Genomic DNA, 17,235 nt, shown 5'->3' on the forward strand with positions numbered 1-17,235 from the left:
GCGGTACAGCAACCGGCCGACACCTACGGCACCACCTAAGTACCGGACGCGATTCAGAAAGAACGAATCGGAATCGCGAACCCGGCAAATACTGCCGGTGATTCGCAGAAACCCGCGCTTTCAAAGGAGTTGAGCCTACGAAATACAGCGGTACAGCGATCGGCCGACAGCTACGGCCGGGGCTAAGTGCCGGGCCTGATTCAGAAAGAACGAATCGGAATCGCGGCTGCCGGCCGCAAAAGCGGGGACGGGCCGAAAACCCAGCTTCGACCCACGAAATACAGCGGTACAGCGACTGGCCGACAGCTACGACCCTGGCTAAGTGCCGGGCCCGATTCAGAAAGAACGAATCGGAATCAGGTCTGGGCCGGGCGCAGGAACATCCGGACCGTGGTGACCTGGTCCTGGTTGATCCGGTCGGTCAGTTCACCGATCGCCGCCTCGACCGCGGCCGCATCCAGCGCCGGGTCGAACCTGGCCGTGACCGCCAGCAGCACCTCGCGGGGTCCAAGCTGCAACGACGCGATCCCGTCGAGCTGCGCCAGACGTTTGTCCCCGCGCAGCACCGTGCGCGCGGTGGCGAGAATTGCGGGCGACGCCGCTTCACCGGTGAGCAGGCTTTTGGTTTCGCGCGCCAGCACCAGCGACGCGCCAACCAGCAAAACACCGATCGCAATCGATGCAGCCCCGTCGAGCATCGGCTTTTCCAGCAGCCACGCCAGCGTCACGCCGGCCGCTGCAATCGCAAGCCCGATGAGTGCCGCAGAATCTTCGACCAGCACTGCGAACAAGCTCGGATCTTTGCTGGCGCGAATGGAAGCGAGAATTGGCTTGTCGCCAAAGCGACGACGCGCTTCGCGCACCGATACTCGAAACGATAGAAACTCGAACAGTGCCGATGCAGCCAGCACGGCGAGATTGATCCAGACGTCTTCGAGCGGCGCGTCGCTGTCCAGTTTGCGCACGCCCTGCCAGATCGACATCGCGCCGCCCAAAGCAAAGACCAGCAGGGCGACGACGAATCCCCAGAAAAACAATTCCATCCCGTGCCCGAACGGATGGGTTTCGTCGGGCGGCTTCGCGCTGCGCCGCTGCCCGTACAGCAGCAGCGCCTGGTTGCCGGTATCGACGGTCGAGTGGATCGCCTCGGACAACATCGCGCTCGATCCGCTGAACAAGGCGGCGGCGAATTTGGTCAGCGCGATGGCGAGATTGCCAGCCAGTGCGGCCAGAACGACACGTGTGGATTCATTTGCGGTCTGATCCATAGCGGCGCAAACGCCGCGATGGGACGCTTTGTTACGTGGACTTCGGACGCCGTCATTCCGGTGCTTTGCCGGCGCCGCTCGCGTCCGAAACAATGGTCGCCATGCGACGATTGAACATCCTGTTGGCTGCAGCGTTCGTTGCGAGCGCTGCTGCCTCCGCGCACGATCCCGGCCACGGCGACACGCCCTTGCGCGAAGAGGTGCAACGCGACTTGGCGCGGGCCCGCGCGGCGACGGCGCGCTTCAAAGACGTGCAGGCATCGCTCGACGCCGGCTATCAGCCGACCGACGTCTGCGTGTCGCATCCGGCGCATGGCGCGATGGGGTTTCACTACAAGAAGCCGTCGCTGCGCGACGCGATCGTCGATGAAGAGCAGCCCGAAATTCTGCTTTACGCGCGCGCACCGAATGGCGCGCTGAAATTGACCGGTGTCGAATATGTCGTGCCGCTCGATGCGTGGACGCAGCCCACGCCGCCCGTCGCCTTCGGTCAGACGATGCGGCGCGAAGAGACGCTGCAGATCTGGTATCTGCATGTCTGGCTGTGGGAGAACAACAGCGCCGGCATCTTTTCCGACTGGAATCCCGCGCTGAAATGCTGAGCGCGTTAGCTCATCAGCAGATCGCTCGCATGTAGCAAGGCGGGCGCGACACCGGTGACGGTGACGAGCTTGGTGGCGCCCAGCATTACGTCGGTGCCGCTGCCATTCACCGCGAACTTCACCGTGCCGTCGGCGACCGCGTCGCTGCCGTGCCAGCCGGCACCCGCCAGCGCCAGGCGCAGATCGATGTGATCGTGACCGGTCTGGAAATCGCTGATCGTGCTGCCTGCAGCGCGCAGGTCGCGGAACACGAACATGTCGTCGCCGGCACCGCCGGTCAGTGTGATCTTGCCGTTGCCCGCAATCAGAATGTCGTTGCCGCCTTTGCCGTCCAGCCCGCCGCCGGCACGCGCCAGCAAGACGTTGTCGCCGTCATTGCCGGTGCCCCAATTGGTGGAACCGCGCGCAGTCAGCACCAAAGTCTCGACATTGCTCGACGCGGTGTAGCTGACCGACGAATAGATCGTGTCGTCGCCCGCGCTGTCGCTGACCGTCGTCTTGCTGGTGTTGACGATGTAGCTGTCGTCGCCTGCGCCGCCGCTCAGTGTGACGTTCGGGTTCTTGGCCGCCAGCACGTCGCCGCCGCTGGTGCCCACCGTCACCGTGCTGGGATTGTTCGCGATCGTCACTGCAACGGTTGCGCTGCCGAGTTTGAAACTGTCGCTGCCGGTGAAGTTGTCGTCGGGAAGGTAGACGGTGCGTCCGTCGGCATAGGCAAGCACGTCACCGTGTGACGCCTGCGTCACTGCGCCGGTGCCGATATGCAGCACGGCGATACCGTCTTTGACCGTCCAGTCGGTGACGTCGCCCGCAGCCGGCGTGGTCACGGGCGGCGTCGTGGTCGGCGGTGTCGTAGTAGGGGGCGTCGTCGTCGGTGGTGTCGTGGTCGGCGGTGTCGTCGTGGGCGGGGCGGAGCTACCGCCGCTGATTGCAACGTCCTTGTCGTCGAAGCGCAGCGTTTCGACCGCGCTCAACGTTGCGGTTTCGCCGTTGCCGGTGACGGTGGTGATGCCGTTCGCGGTCTTGATCGTGAAGGCATTCGCTTTGCCGTCGAACACGACAATGTCGGTGCCGTTGCCGCCCGCGATCGTGTCGGTGCCGCCGAAGGTCACGAACGTGTCGTTGCCGCTGCCGCCGGTGGCGTTGTTGGTGCCGCGGCCGAGATGGATCCAGTCGCCGGCATCGTTGGCTTTGACGATGTCGTTGCCGTCGCCCAGCCACAGCGTTTTGACGGTCGTGTTGCTGGCGATGGTGAATTTCGCGCCGGCCAAACTCGACGTGACGCCGCTATGCAGATCGATATTCGCGCCTTGCGTGCTGGCGGCTGCGTTCACCGCGACGTTGCCGCCGGCTGACAAGGTGCTGCGGTTCGCATCGGACGCAACCGCGGTCGCATAGTCGTCGGTGTAGTAATAGGTCTTGGCGCTTCCCGGCGCGTCGCCGAGGAAGGTGATCGACCAGTCTTTCACCACCGCGACATTGCCGCTGGCGGCGTCGGTGACGGTCAAGGTCCAGGTGCCGGCGGTGTCTTCGCCTTTGAACGTGTTGGCGGTGGTTTCGAAAATCACGCCGCCGCCGGTATTGATCGCGCCGCCATTGCCGGGTCGGTTGATCAAGGTCGCCTTGGTACCGCCCGGGCCGGTCAAGGTGACGACCAGGTCGCCTGCCTTCAACGTCGTGATGTCGAGATCGACGACGACGCGTTCGATCGTGCCGTGCTGCCCTTCGGTGACGCTGCTCGTCATCGACTTGTTGTCGATCGACACGTTCGGCGTGGCGCTGAGACTCGTCGACCATTGGTTCGCCGACGTCTGTTGCTGCGTCCAGGTTTCCGCCAGCCGTACCGCGGCGCTGGCATCGACCGCGCCGAATCCATAGTCGCGGCTGAAATGCATGCCGCCGCCATTCCAGTTGGTGGCGTCGTTGGTCTGCCAGGTCGACGAGGCGCTGTCGTTCTTGTGTGCGGTGATCGCCAGGATTTCCTGCACGTCGCGCCAGCCCAGCGACTTGTTCGCTTCCAGCATCAGCGCGACCGTGCCCGACACCAGCGGCGTCGCCAGCGACGTGCCGCCGACCGAGACGTAATCGCCGCTGCCATACCCGGCACTGCCCGTCGTGTCGGTGGTCATCACGTTGGCGCCAGCGGCTGACACCAGCAACGCTTCGCCCGGCGCCGAACCTGCCGTGCTTCGTCCGTTGGAATCGATTGCAGCGACGGCGATCGTGGTCGGCGCGTTGCGCAGATTGTGATAGTTCACGTCGTCGCCGGAGCCGCGCGAATTCGACGCCGAGAAGACGACGATGGTGCCCAGCCCGCCGCGGCCTTTGGTGCTGAGATCGGCGAAGGCGGTCTTCGCGACCGACCAACTCCAGCTGCTGAGATTGTCGCGGAACGGTTCGTCGAAGCTCCAGCTATTGTTCAGCACGTCGAGTTTGACGCCGGCCGCGAGCGCGTTGCCGTACTGGGCCGGATTGCCGGCATTGCCATAGCCGATCTGCAACGAGGCGAGGGTGGCGTTGTAGGCGACGCCGACTGTGCCTTGACCGTTCATCTCGGACGCGATCGCGCCCGCAACGACGGTGCCGTGAATGTCACCGCTCTTGGAGGTCGCGTCGGCTTTTCCGTCGCGATAACTGTAGGACAGCGCGCTGGCGTAGTTCGCGTTGAGATCGGGATGGCTGGCCTGGATGCCGTCATCGACGACGCCGACTTTGATGCCTTTGCCGCTGTAGCCGTGCAGCCAGGCATTGGCGATGTCGAGGCTCCACGTCCCAGTGCCAAGCGCCCATTGCGAGGAAAAATTTGGTTCGCCGCCACCCACGGAATTGGGCGCTGCGCCGGACGCAGCTTCGGTCGACGTCAAATCGCGGGCGAGCGCGAGGCGTTCATCCATCTCAACATCCCTTGTCCTGTTGGTCTCGAACCAGCGCGGCGATGTGCGTTTGCGCGTGACGCTTCTTCTTGGCGTCGATCGTGGTTGCTAATGACTGAACAGAACTTGGATGCCTAGGCGAACGCGCCCGCGGTCACGGCTTTGTCACGCCGCAACATGGAACCTGCAGTTTGCAAATGTGCAATCAGCGCACGGCGACTAGCCGTTTGTGCCGGTGCGCTCGTCCTTCGCGTCACGCAGAAAGCTCGACAAAGCGGCGTGCAGACGATTGTCGTTGATGCGCGGAACGCTGCTGGTTGCGACTGCGTCGAGACGCTCGTCCAACCGTTGCACCAAGTCGCGCTGCTGCGTGACCGTCGCCAGTACTTCTTGCAGCACGGTGTCGAGACGCTGCGTGCGCTCGGTACCCGCGTCGGCAACGATGCGCGCAAATAGCGCAGTGTCGAGCGGCGGCGTCGGATCGGGCAGGGCGTCGCGCAACGCCGAAGCCAGCAGCTCGTGGTCGAGCTGCATCGGCACGGTCGCGGGCAGCGATGCTGCGACCGCGCGCGCAACTGCGGCACCGATCTCATCGGCGCTGGGCGGCGCAGCGGCCCGCAGGCGCAAGGTGGCGGCGTCGAGCGCGCTCGGCAGGCGCGCTTCCAACGCGGCGCGCCAGCGATGCAGATCGCCGCGCAACAGCTCGATCGCTTCAGTCAGCGGCGCCGGGTCGTCTTCGGCACCCACGATGGCGCGTTCGCTGTTGGTCCAGGTCAAGGCCGCAGCACCAGCCGCAAGCGCGTCCTGGGCCAGCGGCAGCAACATCCAGCGCGCCACCAGCAGCGTCGTCGCGACGCACAGCGCGGCCGCAACCGGCGGCAGCAACAGACGCGCGATGTCGGCGCTGCTCGCATCGGCGAACGCAAGCCGGTACAGCGCCAGCACGACGCCCGCACCCAGCAACAGCAGCGACAGCGACCGGAAGCTGCGCGTCGCCAGCGCCCGATCAATCGACAGATCGGGATCGGGAGACGTGTTTTTCAACAGCGCGTCGCCGTCCTTTGCCAGCACCGTGGCAGCAAAATATTGCTGCAGCCGTGCGCGCACCGGTTCGTCCGAGAGCGACAAGACTTCGAGCTTGCGCACCAGCCGCGTCAGTTCGGCGACCGCGACTCCCGACAAGGCGACGGTGGCGACAAGCGCGGCGGCGGCAAACCCGACCGCAACTGCGACCAGCAGCGACGAGGCTGGTTCTGGCCAGCCTGTGCGTAGCCACGCACCGCGCGCGCTGGCCGTGTTGGCGAATTCGCTGACAGTTGCGAGCAACGCAACCGCGCCCGCCAAAGCGGCGGCGGCGAGGCAAGCGAAACGAGCATTCGGCATCGACGGAGATCCTTTGTGTGCGCCTTTAGTGCGGCCCAATCGGCGGAACGCCCGAAAATCGATTCCCACTCGCCTCGACGCGGACAGGCTGCATTGCTTCGAGCGCTGTTGCATTCTTGCGCGCCGAGTCAAAGCGGTTGCCGGTCAGGCGCAGGATTGAATTCGGCTGCAGCGTGCCTTCGCCGCCGGCATGCAGGATTGCGCGATTGCCGGACGTCGCCGCTTTGCGGAACTCGCTGTTCGCGATCGTCGCGTCGCCGCCATTGGGCAGGTCGACCGCATAGGACGCGGTGCCGTTCGGCCCGTCCTCGAACTTGCTGTCGCTGATACGGGTCACGGCGGCGCGGCTTTTGACATGGTGGCCGACGCGCGTGCCTAGAAACTGACTGTTCGCGACCGTCAACCGCGCGATGTGATTGACGTAGATCGCGTGACTATAGCCATCGCCGGCGCCGTTGCTGCGAAAGGTGCAGCCGCGAACCGTGACCATGCCGGGTCCGTCGGCCGCTAGAATGCCGTCCTGGTTGTTCGTGAAGACGCTGTTGCTGACGTCGAGCGATGCGCCGCGTTCGACGCGAATTCCGGCGCCATTGCGATCGGCGACCTGCGCGCCGTCGAAAGTGATGCCGCGCACGGTGACGTCGCCGCGCAGAATCAGAATTGCTTTGCCGTTGGCGAGCGGCTGCGTCGCGGCCAGCAACGTCTTGCCCGGCGTGCCGGTGATGGTCAGCCGCTTGTCGATCGTGGTGCTTTCGTTTTCGAAGCGCGCAGGCGCGAGAACCAGCTCGTCGCCATCGCTCGCATGCCGCGCCGCATCGGCGAGTCCGCCTGGATGCACGTCAATCTTTGCCGCTTGCGCCGTGCTGGAAAGCAGCAACGCCAGCAACAGAAATCTACGCATCGTCGGCCAGCAGTTCGTCGCGCAAGGTAAGTGGCGTCGATGCTTTGCCCTGGAGCTCGCCGAAGAAGAAATCGAGATAGCGCCGCAGCCAGTCGAGAAACAACGACAGGTCGCGCGCCGATCGGACATACGGTGTGTGGCCCGGCACCATCGACGGCGTGTGCCACGACAAGGTGAATACGCGCAGCCCTTGTTCGTACAGGCTGCGGGTTGCGCTGATCGCTTCGTCGATCGGCACGCCTTCGGGCGTCAAGCGCACGCGCATCAACGCGCCGGTTCGCGCCAGCACCGCACCGAGGCGCAAGGCGCGTCCCAGACGATGTTCGGCAACGTCGTGCAGCCACGGCGCGCGTGCGCCAAGCCTGCCGACCAAGCCCGACGTCACCGGCAGTTCCAGCAAGCGTGCGCCGGGACCGAACCAATAGGGATGCGGACGAAAGGCGCGAAAGTCGGGACCGAACTTGCTGCGCATGTCGGTGAACGGGACCGTGCTGGAATCGACCAGATAGCCGGCGCGCGACAGAAGCGCGGCGGTGTTCGGTCCGATCCCATAGCGGCCGGCGCGATAGACGCGCGGACGGACGCCGAACGTCGCTTCGATGCGATCGGTCAGCGCCTGCAGCTTGGCCGCTTCGAGATCGGCCGGCAGGTTTCCGGGGAACGAGTTTCGCGGCGTGACCGCTTCATCGAAGGGCGGGTTCACCCAAGGATGCAATTGCGCGCCGATTTCGCAGGCGCCGTCTTTCACCCAGTCGCGCAGCGACGCGTAGCCTTCTTCCTGCGCCGCAACCGGATAGTCGACCGCATAGGTCGGCACCACGCCGTGGCGGTTCAACAACGCTTGCGCAGGCCCTTGATGCGCCATCGAGGTGACGTTGGTGGCATTGCGCGAGAATTCGCCGAACCAGTCGAATTCTTCTTCGGCATCGATGACGACGATCAAACGCGGCGCCGTCTCGCGCGCGAAGTTCGCGAGGCGGATCGGCTGGAAGCTCGAAGTCGGCCCCGCTGTGCTTGGACGGGGCGGCTCGTCGTTGGACTGGGCCCTGGCGTCAAAGGGAAGTGGGGCCGCGAGCGTGCGCTCGGTCGCGTGCGGCTGCATGGTCGCGTGGCAACGCCGTCGCGCGGACAATAGTTGCGGCGGAAACCGGCGCCCCTGGAAGACAGTGTGATGTGGCGGTGACCAGCAAGGTCACAAAAAGAAAAACGCCCGCCTGTTGAGGCGGGCGTTAGGCAACGCGACACGGCACTAGGGATCAGCCGATCACGTACACCAACACGGCCCACAAGCTCGTCGACAGGCCGAGAATACCAAGCAGCGCAACGCGCGGCGAAAGGCGATCGTCCGAAATCATGTCGGTCGCAACCGCGGCATTCACGCTGCGAGTCCGCATCACACCATCAACCGCTGCACGCAAAGTCATCGCCCAATCTCCGCACCAACCGTCTAACCCAGGCCGGCAGGGTGGAACTTATGACCTTACCAGACTTTTAAGGGACCTCGAACGAACCGGCCTCTCGGTTGGCTCGTTTTCTGATCAACCGCAGAACGGGGCGAAGAATGCCGCTATTCCGCTGGGGCTCGAAGGCCCTTGGCATGGTCCTTGGCCTGGTGCTCGCCGGATGCGCATCGCAACCGCCGGCACCGCTTTCCCCTGGCATCGGACCGACTGGACCGACCGCCGACTATCTGATCGGTCCGGGCGACGTGCTCGGCATTTACGTCTTTCGCGCGCCCGAATTGACGGTCGACGTGCCGGTTCGTCCCGACGGGCGGATTTCGATCCCGTTGGTCGAAGATCTCGTCGCGGTCGGCAAAACACCAACGCAGCTCACGCGTGAAATCGAAGGACGGCTTGCCAAATACGTGCAGCAGCCGACCGCAACCGTGATCGTGAAGAACTTCGTTGGTCCATTTGACCAACAGGTGCGCGTCGTCGGCGAAGCAACCAAACCGCAGGCAATTCCGTACCGCGCCAACATGACGGCGCTGGACGCGATGATCGAAGCGGGTGGTCTCACCAAATACGCCGCTGGCAATCGCGCCGTGCTGGTGCGCCGCGAAGGCAGTTCGCAGAACAGCTACACGGTGCGTCTCGATGACCTTCTGCGTGATGGTGACGTGAAGCAGAACGTGGCGTTGCGTCCGGGTGACGTGCTGATCATCCCGCAAGCCTGGTTCTAATCGAGCACGCAGGAGAGCTGACTTGGAAAACGTCAAAGTCCTCGTCCTGAAACAGATGCGCGGCGCGTGGCGCCGCCGCTGGCTGGCGATTGCAGCCGCCTGGGGCGTGTGCGCCCTGGGTTGGCTGGTCGTCGCAAGCCTGCCGAACCAGTATGAAAGCCAGGCCCGCGTCTATGTCGACGCCGACGCGGTACTGACGCCGCTGTTGCGCGGCCTTGCGGCCGACACCAACGCGCTGAATCAGGTCGACCTGATGCAGCGCACGCTGTTGTCGGCGCCCAATCTCGACAAGCTTATCCGCATGACGGATCTCGAACAGCGCGTCGGCACCGATCAAGGTGCGCGCGAAGCGCTGATCCAGAAGCTGCAGCAAGACATCAAGATCAAAAGCCAGGCCAAAAACCTGTTCACCATCACTTATCGCGATCCGTCGCCGCGTCTGGCGCGCGACGTGGTGAATGCGCTGCTGACGATCTTCCAGGAAGGCAATGTCGGCGCCGGTCGTACGGCGATGGACAATGCGCAGAAATTCTTGAAGGACCAGCTCGGCACCTATGAGCGCCAGCTGCGCGACGCGGAAAAACGCCGCGCCGAGTTCCGCGCCAAATATATCGACATTCTGCCGGCCGAAAATGGCGGCGCCTCGCGCCTCGAAACCGCGCGCGCCAATGTTGAGAACCTGAATCTCGAACTGTCGGAAGCGATCGCGCGGCGCGATGCGATTGCGGCGCAGCTGAAATCGACGCCCGCCAGCGTTTCGGGCGGTGTCGGTGGCGGCCTCTATGCGCAAGCCCAGCAGAAACTAGCCGAGCTGCGCATGCGCTTTACCGACCAGCATCCCGACGTGATCGCGGCGCGTCGCCAGGTCGAAGAATTGTCGCGCGGTGCCGGCGGCACCAGCGTCGGCAACCCGACCTACGACATGATCAAGCTGCGGCTCGTCGATGCCGAATCGCAGATCGCGGCGATGAAGAATCGTCTGGCGCAGGGCGAGAAGGAACGCGACCGGATCGATAGCATCGCGCGCGCAGCGCCGGGCGTTGCGGCCGAGTACCAAAATCTCGACCGCGACTACACGGTGATCCGCAAGAATTACGAAGAGCTGCTGACGCGCCGCGAAGCGACCAACATCGCCGAAGCTGCCGACGCCAAAGCCGACAAGATCCAGTATCGCGTCATCGATCCGCCCGAAATCGCCTTCATCCCGGTTGCGCCGAAACGCACTTTGCTGGTGACGGGCGTGTTGCTGGCCGGCATTGCGGCGGCGGGTGCGTTGATCTTCGTGCTCAACCAGCTCGACCGGTCGTTCGCCAATCTCGACGATCTTCGTTCGCTCGGTCTGCCGGTGATTGGCGGCCTGTCGAAACTGCCGAACACAGGCGCGCGTGCCATGGATCGCGCCGGCGTCATCTTCGTTGCGTCGATCGGGGCGCTGCTCGTCGTGTACGCGTTCTTCGTGGCGGGCGGCGCGGCGCTGTTCCGGAAGGTGATCTAATGGCTGACTCGATGGATCTGATCGAACGCGCCGCAGCGCGTCTGAAAAAGGACAAGCCGCAAACCTTGGCCGACATGGTCGCGACTTTCGCGCCCAAGCCCGAACAACCGTCGGCGCCGAGCGAAGATCACGTTGCGACCGGACCGGAAATCGTCACGCTCGATGCGCGCCGCATGGCTGCGGCTGGATTGCTCGACTGGTCTGACGACGGTTCGGCAGTGATTGAAGAGCTGCGCGTGATCAAGCGCCGCCTGGTGCAGAAAGCGTTCGCAGCCGGTGCCGATCCGCGCCAGCGGTTGATTCTGGTTGCCTCGACCAAGCCGAAAGAAGGCAAGACGTTCGTCTCGACCAATCTCGCTTTGTCGATGTCGGTCGAAGAAGATTACGGCGTGTTGTTGATCGAAGCCGACACCAAGCGCCGTACGTTGGAGCGCAATCTCGGCGTCGACGATCGTCCGGGGCTGATCGACCTGATCGCCGATCCGCGTGCGAAAGTGTCGGACCTGGTGTTGAAGACCAACATCCCGAAGCTTTCGATTCTGCCGGCTGGCCGTACGCACGAACAGACGGCGGAGTTGTTTGCGTCGCGCCGGATGCGCGACGTGGTCGACGAGCTTTCGCGTCTTTATCGCGACCGCATCATCATTTTCGACGGCCCGCCGTGCCTGGCTTCGTCCGACCCGCAAACCCTGTCGGCGCTGGTCGGCCAGGTCCTCTACGTGATTGAGGCCGGGACGACACAGCAGAATGAAATCGAAGCCGGGCTGGGATTGCTGTCTTGCCCCGATATCAGTCTACTTCTGAATAAAAGCGAACCCTCGCTGACGCGCGGGTTCGGCAACTACGCCTTCTACTGATCTTCGGACCAACCAGTTCGGGTCAGCAGCAGGCCCGAACGACGAAGAGAAGAACAAGGATGTCATCAACTCGCCGTTTCGCACGTGTGGCGTTGCTTGCGCCGCTCCCGATGTTCGTCTGCGCCACGGCGCATGCCGAATGGACCTTCACGCCGCGTATCGAAGTGTCGGAGTCGTTCACCGACAATGCGTTCGATACCGACCTGGACAAGCGCAGCGACTGGATCACCACCATCGCGCCGGGCTTCAATCTGCGCAGCGACGGCGCCCGCGCGCGCGTCAATTTCGACTATCAGCCAACGGTGCGGCTCTACGCCAACCAGACCAGCGAGAACAATGTCGAGCAGCGTTTCAGCGGCACGGCCTTGGTCAACCCGCTGGACAATTTCTTCGTCGATGCGCGCGCCTTCGGCACCGAACGTTCGATCTCGGGCAACCGCCGCTTCGGCGACGAGAATGCGCCGCTGGCCGAGAACGACCGTACGCAGGTCTATTCCTATTCGATCTCGCCCTTCTATCGCGTCCATCTAAGCGGCACGGCGCAGCTCGAAGCGCGCTATCGCTTCACCCAGACCGCGACCGGCGACAACCAGTTCGACAATGTCGGCTCCAGCAGCTTCCGCCGCTTTGGTTCGGGCGCGGATTCGCGCCAGCAGATGTTTGCGCTGACCGGCACGACGGGCAGCGAGTTTGGACGGCTCGAAGCGCGCGGCTATGCAATCGGCCAACGCATCGATGGCGGCGGCGTGCTCAACAATGCGCGTCGCGATCGCGTCGGCGGCGAAGGCGAGTATCACATCGATCGTTCGATCGGGCTGATCGGCGGCGCCGGCTATGAAGACGTCAAGTTCGCGACCTTCGATGGCAGCGGCACCAGCGTGCGCGTCAAAGGCGGCACGTGGTTGGGTGGCATCCATTGGACGCCGAACGCGGACAGTCAGGTGCGCATCACCTACGGCCGTCGCGACGGCATCAACGGCCTGCAAGCCAATGCGTCGTGGCAGGTTGCGCCGTTCGTGCGCGTGTTCGGCAATTGGCGCGAAGGCCTGACCACCAGCGCCGAGCAGATCGCCAACAACACCGCGATCTTCGAACGCGACGACATTACGGGCAGCCCGCTCGATGAAGCGCGCAACCCGCTGTTCAATCTCGATGACAGCAATTTCAGCATCGACAACGCGGTCTACCGCGCGCGCGGCGGCCGGATCGGCGTGACCTGGACCGGCATCGAACGGACCGGCATGACCTTGAGCGCCTTCAGCGAACGACGCGTGGCGGTGAGCAATACGCCGGTCAGCCAGCCGCTGCAGGTGACGCGCGGCGTTTCATTCAACGTCTCGCGTGAGTTCAATCCCTATTCCAGCGGGAACTTCAACCTCGGCTATCGCGTTCGAACCGGAGCTACTGGTATCGGCGGCGACGACAATGAGTGGAATGTCGGCGTTGGCTACAACCGGCAGCTCGGCGACGGATTCACCGCGTACGCGCGCTATTCCTACTATTCGCGCACCTCACCGGGCGCCACGTCGTTCCGAGGTGGGTTTCGTGTCGAGGACGATAGTCACACCAACGTGATTACGGTCGGCCTTCGTAAGACATTCTAGAGGGCGCATTTTTGTACACCGATTTCTTCCATCTAAGCGGCCTGCCGTTCCAGCTTACGCCGGACAGCCGGTTCTTCTTTGGCAGCTCGGTGCACAGCCGTGCGCTGGCGCATCTGACCTACGGCCTGAATCAGGGCGAAGGGTTCATCATCATCACCGGTGACGTCGGCGCCGGGAAAACGACTCTGGTCGAACATCTGTGCGCCGAGCTCGATCCCGAGAAATACATCACCGCCAAAATCACCACGACCAACACGACCGCCGACGACACGCTGCGGTTGGTCGCCAATGCGTTCGGCATCGAGACGGCCGGCGTCGAGAAGGCGACTGTGTTGTCGCGTCTGGAAAAGACGCTGGCGAGCAATCACCAGCTTGGCAAACGCTGCCTCTTGATCGTTGACGAAGCGCAGAACCTGGCGGTGTCTTCGCTGGAAGAGCTGCGCATGTTGTCGAACTTCACCTCGGGTGGATCGACGCCGCCGCTGCAGAGCTTCTTGCTGGGCCAGCCGCAATTCCGCGCCGTGCTGGCTGCGCCCGAACTGGAACAGCTGCGTCAGCGCGTGCTGGCCTCGTACCATCTGGGTCCGATGAGCGCGACCGAGACACGCGCTTATATCGAACATCGTCTGCACACGGTGCAGTGGAACGACAATCCGCATTTCACCGACGGCGCCTTCGTCGAAATCCACCGCGCCACCGGCGGCGTGCCGCGCAAGATCAACACGCTGTGCTCGCGCCTGCTGCTGTTCGCGTTCCTGGAAGAGCGCGCGTCGATCGACGCGCAGGACGTGGTCAAGGTCGCCGAAGACCTCGAACGCGAAATCGGGCAGGTGGTCGACAATCGCGGCGTCGGCGCGCTGCGCGCAGCCGCCAACGGCACGCCGCGGGGCGACATGGCGCAGCTCGTCTCCGAGCTGGGACGCTCGGTGCGCAGCGGCAATTGCGACGAAGATGTGCTGCGCCGGCTGCGCACCGTCGAAGACCGCGTCGAGCAGCATCATCAAACCATCCAGCGCGCGATCGAAATCGCCTCGCGCTATGTCGAGGGCGGTTGATGCAACAGCGCGCACCAGCGCGTGTGGTCAATGCCATGTCGGTGGACGTCGAAGACTGGTTTCAGGTCTGGGCGTTCGAAGGCAGCGGTGCGATCGCGCGGGATCAATGGGATTCGCTGCCGCGCCGGGTTGAGGCCAATACCGACCGCTTGCTGGGCCTGTTCGCCGACGCCAATGTCAAAGCGACGTTTTTCACGCTTGGCTGGGTCGCCGAACGCCATCCGTCGTTGATTCGCCGCATCGTCGAGCAGGGGCACGAGCTGGCCAGCCATGGCTGGAACCACACGCGCGCTGATGCGCAGACGCCGGACGAGTTTCGCGCCGACATTCGCCGCACCAAACGCGCGCTGGAAGCAGCCGGCGAAACCGAAGTCGTCGGCTATCGCGCCGCGACCTTTTCGATCGGACCGAAGAATCCGTGGGCGTTCGAAGTACTGGCCGAAGAAGGCTATCGCTACGACAGCTCGACCTACCCGGTGAAACACGATTTCTACGGCGACGTGCACGCGCCGCGCGAACCGCATCAGCGTGGCGGTTTGCTGGAAGTACCAATGACGACTTGCGTGCGGATGGGAAAGACCTTGCCCGCATCGGGCGGCGGCTGGTTCCGTCTGCTGCCCTACGGCATTTCACGCTCGAACATGCGTCGCGTCGTCGACGGCGAGAGACGCCCGGCCGTGTTCTATTTCCATCCCTGGGAGATCGATGCGGACCAGCCGCGCGTCGCCAATATCAACTGGAAGACGCGCGTACGCCATTACACGGGCCTCGGCCATATGGAGCGCAAGTTGCAGCGTCTCGTGCGCGACTTTGCCTGGGACCGGATGGACCGCGTTTTTTTAGAGCCGCGGTAACGCCACTGCGACGAAGGCCTGCGCTGCGGCGCTGAGATTGCGTTCGTGATGCGTGACCAGCGCGAAATGGCGCGCGGGCAGGGTCGGCTCCAACCGTTTCAGCGTGCCGGCGCGCAACGACGCTTCGGCGACCAATTCGGAAATCGCAGTCAGGCCGGCGCCCGCTTCGACGGCGGCGCGCACCGCCTCGTTCGACGGCAATTCCAGCACGACGCGCAATTTCGACGGATCGACGCCGAACGACGGAAGCGCCGCTTCCAATTCGGTGCGTGTGCCTGAATCCGGTTCGCGCAACACCCAGTCGGCGTTCGCCAACGTCGCAGCGTCGAGTTTCTTTTTGTCCGCCAGGACGTGCCGCGCGCCGACCAGCAACGCCAACCGGTCGCCGTCAAAGCTGCGCTCGTCGAGATGGTCGAGACCGATCGCGCCTTCGACAAAGCCGATATCGGCACTGCCGTCGCGCACGGAATGCGCCACTTGCCGCGTATTGCCGATCGCGACAGCGACTTCGACGTCGGGATGTTTGTTGCGGAAATCCGCCAGCTTCGCAGGCAGCCAATAGGCCGCGATGGTTTGGCTGGCATGGATCGCGACGCGGCCGCGCGCCAGGCCCGCCAGTTCCTGCATCGAGACTTGCAGCGCGTCGGCGCGCGCGATCAGCACGCGCGCTTCTTGCAGCAACAACCGACCAGCATCGGTCAGCGCGACGCGGCGGCCGACACGGTCGAACAGCTTGGTGCCGAAATGCCGCTCCAGCGACGCGATGGCCGCGCTGGTCGCCGATTGCGTGCGGCCCGCAGCAGCCGCGCCGCGCGTCATATGTTCGAGCGACGCGACCGAGATGAACAGGCGAAGTTGTTCGAGCGTCATGTCAAATTCCCCGCGAAGGCGGGGATCCATGCAACCGCCGCTGCAGCGTAATCGCGAAAATCTGTGCCGTGCCGACGATGGATCCCCGCTTTCGCGGGGAATAACAGGCGAAGTTGTTCGAGCGTCATGTGCTGACGCACAACAGCAGGAAGCTGAACAGCGCGATGAACAGCGACGCCGAGGCGGCCAGCAGCAGCGGGCGAATTCCCTTGCTGCGCAAGGCGGCGAAGCTGGTTTCGAACCCCATTGCGGCCAGCGCAGTGGCCAGCAGAAACGCCGCGATCTGCGCCGATAGTTGTTTGGCCGCGTGCGGAATCGGATAGAGGCTGGCGACGACGATCATCGCGACGAAGCCGAACACGAACCACGGCACGGGCGGTGCCGCGGCCGGAATATCTCGCTCCTTGGCGGTGCGGCGCGCAAAGCCGAGGCTCAGCACCAGCGGCGCCAACATTGCAACGCGCGCGAGCTTGGCGATCGTGCCGGTTTCACCCGCTTGCTCGCTGTTCTGATAGGCGGCGGCGACGACTTGCCCGACTTCGTGAATACAAGCGCCGCTCCACAGGCCGAAATTGGTCGCGCTCAGCCCAAGCGGCAGCACCGGATAAAGCAGCATCGCAATCGTGCCGAACAAGGTGACGCAGGCGACGGCATAGGCGACGTCTTCTTCCGGTGCGCGCGTCACGGCGTTGGTTGCAACGATCGCTGACGCGCCGCAGATCGACGTACCAGCAGCCAGCAATTCGGCCAGGCCGCGCTCGACGCGCAGCCACACACCGAGACGGCGCGTGACGAAGAAGGTGGCGACCAGCGACGTCGCGACGATGAGCAGACCGCGCGCGCCGATCGTTGCGACTTCGGATGCGGTGAGCTGCAGACCGAGCAGAATGATGCCCGCGCGCAAAACCGGACGTGCGGCCAACCGCAGGCCGGGAGTCAGCACCGGCTTGCTGCCGATCATCGCGCGCAGCGCCAGCCCCAGAAGCAGGGCCAGGATCATCGGGCTGAACAGGGCCAGGCCCGGCAATTGGCGTAGCGCCAGCCCGGCAAGCGCCAAGGCAGCGGCCAGCGCCAAGCCCGCAACCCAGGAAAACCGCCGGATTTCCGTCGCTGCCGGCGGGGCAATTACATGCGTCATGCTGGAAAAGGTGGGCGCCAGCATCCGATCGGTCCAATGGATTTATTGGCTCAGAACGATCTATTATCACGATCGAAGATCGGAGCGAAACTAGGCGGACACAGCGCGCGTTCCGGGGCGGTGCTCGAACACGCAAATGTCTCTCTGGCG

15 protein-coding genes are annotated in these 17,235 nt (G+C 64.1%); 7 read left to right on the top strand and 8 right to left on the bottom strand.

The window, feature by feature from the left end:
• Positions 1 to 356: 356 nt before the first annotated feature.
• Complete coding sequence (locus TMPK1_RS01700; protein WP_420241034.1) at positions 357 to 1,268, bottom strand: cation diffusion facilitator family transporter; 912 nt, start codon at positions 1,266 to 1,268, stop codon at positions 357 to 359.
• A 101-nt stretch (positions 1,269 to 1,369) separates the two neighbouring features.
• On the opposite strand from TMPK1_RS01700, the gene TMPK1_RS01705 reads away from it, so the two are divergent.
• The gene (locus tag TMPK1_RS01705) at positions 1,370 to 1,870 is read left to right on the top strand and encodes a hypothetical protein (protein ID WP_420241036.1); all 501 of its coding nucleotides are present in this window, start codon (positions 1,370 to 1,372) and stop codon (positions 1,868 to 1,870) included.
• A 5-nt stretch (positions 1,871 to 1,875) separates the two neighbouring features.
• On the opposite strand, the gene TMPK1_RS01710 is transcribed toward TMPK1_RS01705, so the two are convergent.
• From TMPK1_RS01710 to TMPK1_RS01730, 5 genes are all read right to left on the bottom strand, one after another.
• A complete protein-coding gene (locus tag TMPK1_RS01710) occupies positions 1,876 to 4,764 on the bottom strand; it encodes a S8 family serine peptidase (RefSeq protein WP_420241038.1) in 2,889 nt (962 codons plus the stop codon).
• Positions 4,765 to 4,962: 198 nt separating this feature from the next.
• Positions 4,963 to 6,126 carry a hypothetical protein gene (locus TMPK1_RS01715; protein ID WP_420241040.1) on the bottom strand — a complete coding sequence of 388 codons (1,164 nt, stop codon included), beginning with the start codon at positions 6,124 to 6,126 and terminating at the stop codon, positions 4,963 to 4,965.
• Positions 6,127 to 6,151: 25 nt separating this feature from the next.
• Entirely contained in the window at positions 6,152 to 7,027 is an 876-nt protein-coding gene (locus TMPK1_RS01720; RefSeq protein WP_420241042.1) for a right-handed parallel beta-helix repeat-containing protein, read from the bottom strand.
• Positions 7,020 to 7,970, bottom strand: coding sequence for a polysaccharide deacetylase family protein (locus TMPK1_RS01725; protein WP_420241044.1), 951 nt, complete (start codon positions 7,968 to 7,970; stop codon positions 7,020 to 7,022). Before TMPK1_RS01725 ends, TMPK1_RS01720 begins: the two co-directional genes overlap by 8 nt.
• Before the next feature lie 313 nt (positions 7,971 to 8,283).
• A complete protein-coding gene (locus TMPK1_RS01730; RefSeq protein WP_420241046.1) occupies positions 8,284 to 8,451 on the bottom strand; it encodes a hypothetical protein in 168 nt (55 codons plus the stop codon).
• Between the two features lie 173 nt (positions 8,452 to 8,624).
• Here TMPK1_RS01730 and TMPK1_RS01735 point away from each other — a divergent pair, with 173 nt between their 5' ends.
• The 6 genes from TMPK1_RS01735 (at position 8,625) to TMPK1_RS01760 (ending at position 15,077) form a co-directional block, all read left to right on the top strand.
• Positions 8,625 to 9,212 (top strand): XrtA/PEP-CTERM system exopolysaccharide export protein, encoded by a 588-nt coding sequence (locus TMPK1_RS01735; RefSeq protein WP_420241048.1) that lies wholly within the window; start codon positions 8,625 to 8,627, stop codon positions 9,210 to 9,212.
• 22 nt (positions 9,213 to 9,234) lie between these two features.
• Entirely contained in the window at positions 9,235 to 10,707 is a 1,473-nt protein-coding gene (locus TMPK1_RS01740; protein WP_420241050.1) for an XrtA system polysaccharide chain length determinant, read from the top strand.
• Positions 10,707 to 11,564 carry an AAA family ATPase gene (locus TMPK1_RS01745; RefSeq protein WP_420241052.1) on the top strand — a complete coding sequence of 286 codons (858 nt, stop codon included), beginning with the start codon at positions 10,707 to 10,709 and terminating at the stop codon, positions 11,562 to 11,564. The genes TMPK1_RS01740 and TMPK1_RS01745 overlap by 1 nt, the downstream gene beginning before the upstream one ends.
• Positions 11,565 to 11,674: 110 nt before the next feature.
• Positions 11,675 to 13,168: a TIGR03016 family PEP-CTERM system-associated outer membrane protein gene (locus tag TMPK1_RS01750; RefSeq protein WP_420241053.1), complete on the top strand. Its 1,494-nt coding sequence runs from the start codon at positions 11,675 to 11,677 to the stop codon at positions 13,166 to 13,168.
• A gap of 11 nt (positions 13,169 to 13,179) precedes the next feature.
• Positions 13,180 to 14,223: an XrtA/PEP-CTERM system-associated ATPase gene (locus TMPK1_RS01755; protein ID WP_420241054.1), complete on the top strand. Its 1,044-nt coding sequence runs from the start codon at positions 13,180 to 13,182 to the stop codon at positions 14,221 to 14,223.
• On the top strand, positions 14,223 to 15,077 hold the full coding sequence (locus TMPK1_RS01760; protein ID WP_420241055.1) for an XrtA system polysaccharide deacetylase: 855 nt from the start codon (positions 14,223 to 14,225) through the stop codon (positions 15,075 to 15,077). Before TMPK1_RS01755 ends, TMPK1_RS01760 begins: the two co-directional genes overlap by 1 nt.
• Here the strand turns inward: TMPK1_RS01760 and TMPK1_RS01765 are convergent.
• Both TMPK1_RS01765 and TMPK1_RS01770 read right to left on the bottom strand, forming a co-directional pair.
• The gene (locus TMPK1_RS01765; RefSeq protein WP_420241057.1) at positions 15,063 to 15,947 is read right to left on the bottom strand and encodes a LysR substrate-binding domain-containing protein; all 885 of its coding nucleotides are present in this window, start codon (positions 15,945 to 15,947) and stop codon (positions 15,063 to 15,065) included. The two genes, TMPK1_RS01760 and TMPK1_RS01765, sit on opposite strands and share 15 nt — an antisense overlap.
• A 124-nt stretch (positions 15,948 to 16,071) precedes the next feature.
• Positions 16,072 to 17,109, bottom strand: coding sequence for a YeiH family protein (locus TMPK1_RS01770; RefSeq protein ID WP_420241059.1), 1,038 nt, complete (start codon positions 17,107 to 17,109; stop codon positions 16,072 to 16,074).
• Between the last annotated feature and the right edge of the window lie 126 nt (positions 17,110 to 17,235).

The organism is Roseiterribacter gracilis (assembly GCA_018332375.1).
Lineage (GTDB): Bacteria > Pseudomonadota > Alphaproteobacteria > BOG-932 > Roseiterribacteraceae > Roseiterribacter > Roseiterribacter gracilis.

Bases quoted from the DNA above. Each gene is read 5' to 3' on its own strand.
- TMPK1_RS01760 (WP_420241055.1), top strand. From the start codon at position 14,223: ATGCAACAGCGCGCACCAGCGCGTGTGGTCAATGCCATGTCGGTGGAC.
- TMPK1_RS01750 (WP_420241053.1), top strand. From the start codon at position 11,675: ATGTTCGTCTGCGCCACGGCGCATGCCGAATGGACCTTCACGCCGCGT.
- TMPK1_RS01700 (WP_420241034.1), bottom strand. From the start codon at position 1,268: ATGGATCAGACCGCAAATGAATCCACACGTGTCGTTCTGGCCGCACTG.
- TMPK1_RS01730 (WP_420241046.1), bottom strand. From the start codon at position 8,451: ATGACTTTGCGTGCAGCGGTTGATGGTGTGATGCGGACTCGCAGCGTG.
- TMPK1_RS01770 (WP_420241059.1), bottom strand. From the start codon at position 17,109: ATGCTGGCGCCCACCTTTTCCAGCATGACGCATGTAATTGCCCCGCCG.
- TMPK1_RS01765 (WP_420241057.1), bottom strand. From the start codon at position 15,947: ATGACGCTCGAACAACTTCGCCTGTTCATCTCGGTCGCGTCGCTCGAA.
- TMPK1_RS01745 (WP_420241052.1), top strand. From the start codon at position 10,707: ATGGCTGACTCGATGGATCTGATCGAACGCGCCGCAGCGCGTCTGAAA.
- TMPK1_RS01720 (WP_420241042.1), bottom strand. From the start codon at position 7,027: ATGCGTAGATTTCTGTTGCTGGCGTTGCTGCTTTCCAGCACGGCGCAA.
- TMPK1_RS01715 (WP_420241040.1), bottom strand. From the start codon at position 6,126: ATGCCGAATGCTCGTTTCGCTTGCCTCGCCGCCGCCGCTTTGGCGGGC.
- TMPK1_RS01735 (WP_420241048.1), top strand. From the start codon at position 8,625: ATGGTCCTTGGCCTGGTGCTCGCCGGATGCGCATCGCAACCGCCGGCA.
- TMPK1_RS01705 (WP_420241036.1), top strand. From the start codon at position 1,370: ATGCGACGATTGAACATCCTGTTGGCTGCAGCGTTCGTTGCGAGCGCT.
- TMPK1_RS01710 (WP_420241038.1), bottom strand. From the start codon at position 4,764: ATGGATGAACGCCTCGCGCTCGCCCGCGATTTGACGTCGACCGAAGCT.